The sequence below is a fragment of the Propionicimonas sp. genome (assembly GCF_034927565.1).
Taxonomy (GTDB): domain Bacteria; phylum Actinomycetota; class Actinomycetes; order Propionibacteriales; family Propionibacteriaceae; genus Propionicimonas.
Window position 1 is genome coordinate 1 of record NZ_JAYFPT010000092.1, and the last position, 5,821, is coordinate 5,821.

At 66.4% G+C, this 5,821-nt stretch carries 7 protein-coding genes; 3 read left to right on the forward strand and 4 right to left on the reverse strand.

Translation table 11 applies throughout. The features are described 5' to 3' along the window. Positions 1-45: 45 nt before the first annotated feature. From VB080_RS13705 to VB080_RS13715, 3 genes are read right to left on the reverse strand one after another with little or no spacing between them, the layout of a single operon-like run. The gene (locus VB080_RS13705; RefSeq protein ID WP_323419014.1) at positions 46-714 is read right to left on the reverse strand and encodes an SAF domain-containing protein; all 669 of its coding nucleotides are present in this window, start codon (positions 712-714) and stop codon (positions 46-48) included. Between the two features lie 4 nt (positions 715-718). Then, on the reverse strand, positions 719-1,624 hold the full coding sequence (locus tag VB080_RS13710) for a hypothetical protein (RefSeq protein WP_323419015.1): 906 nt from the start codon (positions 1,622-1,624) through the stop codon (positions 719-721). Next, on the reverse strand, positions 1,621-2,169 hold the full coding sequence (locus VB080_RS13715; protein WP_323419016.1) for a hypothetical protein: 549 nt from the start codon (positions 2,167-2,169) through the stop codon (positions 1,621-1,623). Before VB080_RS13715 ends, VB080_RS13710 begins: the two co-directional genes overlap by 4 nt. 357 nt (positions 2,170-2,526) lie before the next feature. On the opposite strand from VB080_RS13715, the gene VB080_RS13720 reads away from it, so the two are divergent. The 3 genes from VB080_RS13720 (at position 2,527) to VB080_RS13730 (ending at position 4,142) form a co-directional block, all read left to right on the forward strand. Next, on the forward strand, positions 2,527-2,874 hold the full coding sequence (locus tag VB080_RS13720; RefSeq protein ID WP_323419017.1) for a hypothetical protein: 348 nt from the start codon (positions 2,527-2,529) through the stop codon (positions 2,872-2,874). Positions 2,875-3,265: 391 nt separating this feature from the next. Continuing rightward, a complete protein-coding gene (locus VB080_RS13725; protein ID WP_323419018.1) occupies positions 3,266-3,493 on the forward strand; it encodes a helix-turn-helix domain-containing protein in 228 nt (75 codons plus the stop codon). 307 nt (positions 3,494-3,800) lie between these two features. Then, positions 3,801-4,142, forward strand: coding sequence for a hypothetical protein (locus VB080_RS13730; RefSeq protein ID WP_323419019.1), 342 nt, complete (start codon positions 3,801-3,803; stop codon positions 4,140-4,142). A gap of 331 nt (positions 4,143-4,473) precedes the next feature. Here the strand turns inward: VB080_RS13730 and VB080_RS13735 are convergent. Then, a partial coding sequence (locus VB080_RS13735) for a hypothetical protein (protein WP_323419020.1) occupies positions 4,474-5,821 on the reverse strand: 1,348 nt, incomplete at its 5' end.

Below are 5,821 nucleotides of genomic sequence, written 5' to 3' on the forward strand. Positions count from 1 at the left end.
CCCAACGAGCCCGAGACGGACGCGACCGTGAAGACGGGCATGGCGTCACCGTTCCCGGGAGTCGAGCACCACGGCGACCTTGCCGGTCGCCGCGCGCGCTGCCAGATCGGGTGCGGCGTCCGCGCTCACCAGCAGGTCGACCAGGGCGAACTGCCCGTCCTGCGAGCGCGTGACCGCGACCACCTTGGCCGCGATGGTCACCGGCGAGACCTCCCCGACCTGGCCCTGCGCGCCGGGCGTCTGCACCACCCGCACGTCGTCGCCGGTCTTCAGCGGGATGGCCGGCAGCATGCCGTCCACCAGGGACAGGCCGACGACGGTCTCGCCCTTGGCCGGGACGGTCTCGGGGGCGATGGCGTCCGGGGTGAGCAGCCCGCCGGCGGAGATGTCGAGCGCCGCCCGCTGTCCAACCACCGTCGAGACATCGCTGGCCGGGATCGAGGCGATTGCCGGATCGAGCGACACCCGCGCGACCATCAGATCACCGGCGGCGATCACCGCGCCACGAGGGACGGCCGCCTTCGCCACGACGACCTCGACCGACGAGGTTGCCGCTGTCCACAGCCACACACCGCCCAGCGCGGACAGCAGGAGCGCCGCCACGGACGCGATGATCAGCACCGGACGCCGCCGGGTCTTGACGGGACCCAACGCCGCGGGTGCCGGAGGGGTCGTGGTCGTCGCCGTCGTCGGCGCCAAGGTCGGTGTCCTCACGTCGTCATCCCTTCACCACGGTCTGGAGTTCGCCGATCGTGACAACGACCGAGCTCGTGTAGGTCTGGTTGATGACACCGGACGCGCCGATCCCGGACCAGTTGATGGTCCAGTAGCTCGTCGCGGTGACCGTGTAGGTGCCTTGCTTCGTGTAGCGGTAGCCGCAATCCGGCGACGCCGACATCCCGAACGAGTCCGCGTAGGTGGTGCCTGTGGACGTGCATGCCACGGTCCCGCCGTCTCCCATGCTCCACACCACCTGTGTGACCTTGCCTGTCGCGGTGACGGAATAGCCTCCCGCGGACGCGGTCTTCGTGTTGGGCCCCCAGGTGCTCTGGTCCGGGGACGCCACCCACAGCCAGATCGGCAAGCCAACCAAGCCCACCGAGCCAGGTGAAGGGTCGGGCGCCATCCCGATCTCGACCGCACGGAGGCGCATCTGGGTCACCGCCTGCAGGGCCAGCACTCTGGGGTCAGGGATGACGCCGGGGGCGCTGTCGGCCCAGAAGAGATAGGAGCCCGGACCCGACCAGATACCGGAACTCGAACACCGGTAGATCGACCCCGTTGTATTGCCGCTCCACACCGCGTCCGTCAGCGGGGGCGGCGGCGATTCCGCCTTGATGTAGCAGGCTCGAGCGTTGCTCCATGTGCCCAACTCGGCGTCGGAACACGGCACCTCACGGGGAGGCATTTCCTGCGTCACGCAAGCGACGGGGTCGCTGCTGGAGGAGTGGGTGTTCTTCAGCGGAGCAGCCGGACCCGAGCCGCCGTAGCCGGGGACGCCGACCCCGCACGCGACTCCCCAGCTCGCCCCTTCACAGCCGCCCTCCGCATAGGCGGGCGAAGCAGTGAGCGGCGTGATCGTGAGCGCGAGACAGAGGGCGAGCGCCGCGATCAGCTTGGTCAACATGATCCGAGAACCTCGTCCTTCGTGATCTGCAGGTTGGCGCCGACCAGCTGCACCGTGCTCTCGTGCGAGAGCCTCGGCTGAGGCGCCGGAGTGACCGGCTGACCGGCCTTGTCCGTGAGGATGGCGTCGCTGCGATCGACGCACGAGGTGACAACCCAGCCGTCGTCCTTGGCCACGGCACTCTGGGAGGGAATCTTCGTCGCGCCGACCTGCACCTGCCCCCGTTGACGGACCGTGGTCAACATCACCTGAAGGCTGCTCAGCGCCTCTCCCGAGGCAAGGGTGTCGAGCTCGTTGATGCTCTTGCTCGAGTCGACCAGAAGACCGTCGAGGGTCTGCCACAGCAGTACGACTCGCGCCTTCGCGTCCGCGAGCTTCTGGTCTTCGGGGCTGAGGGTCAGTGTCTGCGTCACCGAGGGTGACGGCGACTGCGATGGGCCCGTCGGGGTCGGGCTGTTGGTGGGCGCGGCAGTGCAGCCACCGATCAGTGCAGTGGCCATGATGGCTCCCACTGCTTTGACGGCCAGTCCTTGGTGGGTCATCCCATCCTCCTTCGCCTAAGGGCCATAACGGGGCGAAGAGGCGCCTCGTGGACATGCGCTGTCTGTTGTTGTCTCCCAGACTGCGGCAGCACCGAAGCTCCCGGGTGCGTCTGGCGCTCGTGGCGCCGGTTCCGCGTAGTCGCGGGTACGGCCATTGTCAGAAGCGGCCATCTCTGGCTCCAAGCTCTCCAGGGGGTGGACCTTGTACGGGAAGGCTAAGCATGGATCTCGGCGATCTTGCGGATATCGAGCTTCGTCCTTCTGCGTGTCACGCTAGCACATCTACACCGTTTAGCGATATAGATTGCTCGTCGTGTCTCGTCTCCCCTTGCCGCGGACCTCTGAAACAATGGCCGGGTGCCTACCTACTCGGACGCCCCAGTCCCCATCGAATTGGACGCGTTGGTCGGCATGGGATTGAACCGCGTCAAGCTCGCCATTGTGGTCGCGCTGACCCAGCACGGCGGTACCCTCAGTACCCCCGACCTGGTGGCTGCGCTGGAGGGAAAGGTCGCCGGCACCACGATCGTCCGCAATCTCCATGAACTCGAAGACCACGGCTATGTCACCGGCCACCCTCCCCGCGGTGACCGCCGACGGCGCCTCACGCGCTGGACGCTCAACCACGCTAAGCTCCACGCTGACCTACGGGCGCTCATCCACGCCACCACACCGTCCGTCGAGACCCCAACCACGTCGGACTGAGCACGGCGGCGTGCACTCGGGTTATTGAACGCGAACCCACGTTACGTGCGGGACTTGGGTTACGGACGACGCGACCTCCTTTGGCGCAACCGCCTAACTCCCAGCCCACAAGCAGTGACGTGCACGTGAGGGCCTATTTGGCGCCGGGCGAATGTTGGAGCACGGTCACTGGGCCGCCCGTTCGAAACGAGAGCGACCCCATCTTGACCTTGATCTCGTGGCGGCCTCCTGGTCCGCGCAACTCCGCTCCCACAAGGGATAACTGTTCGCCGATCACCCAGGAAGCAACTTGGGAGTCACAGGGAGACCGGTCCGAGGGCTGCGGCGTGGACTACGTCGAACTGGTCCTGTGTTCTTGAGGTCCCGCCAGGGCCCGGGAAAGGACAGCGCCATGACCATTCGGACCTACGAGTCTTTACCCACGGCCGCCGCCCGGATCGGGGTCAGCGTGAAGACCATTCGCCGCCGGATCGCCGAGGGCGTACTTCCAGTGGTCCGGTCCGGCCGCAGCCTCCACCTGGATCCGAAGGACGTCGACGCCCTGCTCCGTCGCGACCCGCAGCACACGGCGTCCGGGTTCGCCTCAAGGGCACCTCGTCCGGCCCGACGTGTGTCGTAAGCGAGCTCGTCGACCCACCTCCCACCAAATTAGCATCCTCGGCCTGCATCACCCCTTGCCATAGGAGGCCCCAGGGGGCATTGGCTTCATAGTGCGCCTTTGACAAGGGATGACGCAATCAATGATTGCAGGCGCCGCCACCGAGGGCTACGCTGGGCATGCCGGGGTCGTCTCGGGCAGAGGGGGTTGGCAGCCATGGCCAAGGGAAACAAGTGCCCATCGTGCGGCAAGTACACGTTGCAGCCGTACACCACCAACCAGCTCCGATGCACGGCGTGCAGCACGATCGTGAAGAAGTAGCAGGAGAATGAGCAACCTCGGCGCGTATCAGGAGATTGTGACAGCCGCAGCCCGAATGGGCGGTGTGGAGAACATGATCCGGTCGATCGAGTCCGGTGCCGTTGCGAAGGCCGCCCCCGCGCTCCTGGGCAAGGGGGCCGGGATCGGCGCCTTGGTCACGTTGGCGGCAGGCGGCATCTACTTCGGTGGGCGGAGGCTGTGGTCCATGTACGAAGCGCGCGCTGACGCAGGCGAGGCATCCAAGGAACAGTTGAGAGCCGTGCTTGATGTCGACGGCCAGGAACACCATGAATATCCCAGCGGGGGCGTCGACGAGCGCACACCGGATACCGATGCCGGGGAAGCGTGATGAGCGAGCGGTTCCCCGACATCGACTGGTGGTGCGACCGATGTGGAGCGCACCTCAATGTCCAGTCTGGCTTCGATGACCACCGGTACACGTGGAAGTGTGATGAGTGCGGTCACAAGAACAGCATCTCCAAAGACAACATCTACGAATCCCACGGTGACTTCTGGAACGGGGCTGCAAGCGATTAGGGTCAGACATGGCGGTTCAGCTTGGCGGTCCCGTTCAGTCTGGCGGTCCGGTTCAGTCTGGCGGTCCGGTTCTGCCTGGCGAGGAGTCGAAGCCTCTCACCGCAGCACGAAGCGGCCGGTTTCCCGACAACCGAACGTGAGGCTCACTTCCGGGTGCTGGCCTCGATCATCGACGAGACGTTGCCCGCCACTGCGGCGAGGTAGTCCATCTCGGCGCGCTGATAGCGCAGCGCCATCTTCGGTGAGGTGTGGCCGGCGATCGCTTGTACGGCCCGGAGATTGCCCCCGGACAGCCGGTAGGCCCAGGTGAGGCCCGTCACGCGGGTTCCGTGGAAGACGTAGCCCCCTTGGCCGGTCAGCAGTTCCCGGATGCGCTGCGACTCCTCGCTCTCCTGTTCTCCTGACTGCTCAAGGCGACGAACGGCGTCCTCCTCGAGGTTATTCGCGACGTTCTTGCATGCATTCTTGAACGCCCTGAGCCAGTCCGCGGACTTCACTGGCCCGCCGTCCCTGATGCGCCAGAAGAGCAATCCCGCCCGACCCAGCTGTGTGTGCTCGCGAAGATGGATCCTCACATCACCCACGAGAGCAGCCGGGATCGGAAGGGTGCGGAAGGCGATGCCCTTGCGGGCGGTCTTCAGCGGTCCGATCTCGACCTTGCCCTCCGCCTCCTTCACGGACTGATGGACCTTCACCGTCGGGACTTCACCGTTGAGACTGAAGTCGCGACGCTGCAGCGCCCGGACCTCGCCAGACCGCAGACCGAGCACGCCCCCGAGGAGTACGCCCAGCCGCCACCGTTCGGGCATCTGCTCCGCGACGGCGTACAACACGTCGATGGGGAGGGGGTCCAGATCTCGTTCCCGCGACGCCTGCGCTTGGGTGGCCGCCTTGACCTGGACGGGGTTCACCTCGATGAGCTCAGCCTCGACGGCGGCGTTCATGATCGCTCGCAGCAAGTCGTACGCCTGCCGGCACGAGGACTCGCGCGTGCTGACCGGGAGACCCTGCCACCACAGGCGCACGTCGGCACGGGTCAACTCGGTGACGCGCACAGCGCCAATGCCGTGCTTCGCAACAGGCTTGCCCTTCACCATCCCTCGCCGCGTGATAGTCGCGGGCTCGGCAAGGATGTAGAACTTGAAGAGCTGGCGATAGCGGTCCCGCGACGTGGCAGCGAGCTCACCGCGCTCAAGGTACTGCGAGCCGTAGGCGGCGATTGTGGGCACCGCCGCTGCTGCTCGCCGGGCGACCTCCTTGCGCTGGCGCTCCTCCTCGGCCTCGCGGAATCGCTCGATCGGCGGAGTCCAGTCGCCGCGATCGATCAGCCGGTGTTCGCGGTCAAGCCAGCCCCAGGCATCGCCCTTCGCATCAAACGTCTGGAGCGCGGTGTAGCGGGTGCCTTGATCGCCGCCGCGAACGCTGCCGAGGATGTAGGACGCCTGGTAACGCCCGGAGGGAAGCTGACGAACCTTGCCCCACGCTCGGCGA

Bases quoted from the DNA above. Each gene is read 5' to 3' on its own strand.
- VB080_RS13715 (WP_323419016.1), bottom strand. From the start codon at position 2,169: ATGACCCACCAAGGACTGGCCGTCAAAGCAGTGGGAGCCATCATGGCC.
- VB080_RS13725 (WP_323419018.1), top strand. From the start codon at position 3,266: ATGACCATTCGGACCTACGAGTCTTTACCCACGGCCGCCGCCCGGATC.
- VB080_RS13730 (WP_323419019.1), top strand. From the start codon at position 3,801: ATGAGCAACCTCGGCGCGTATCAGGAGATTGTGACAGCCGCAGCCCGA.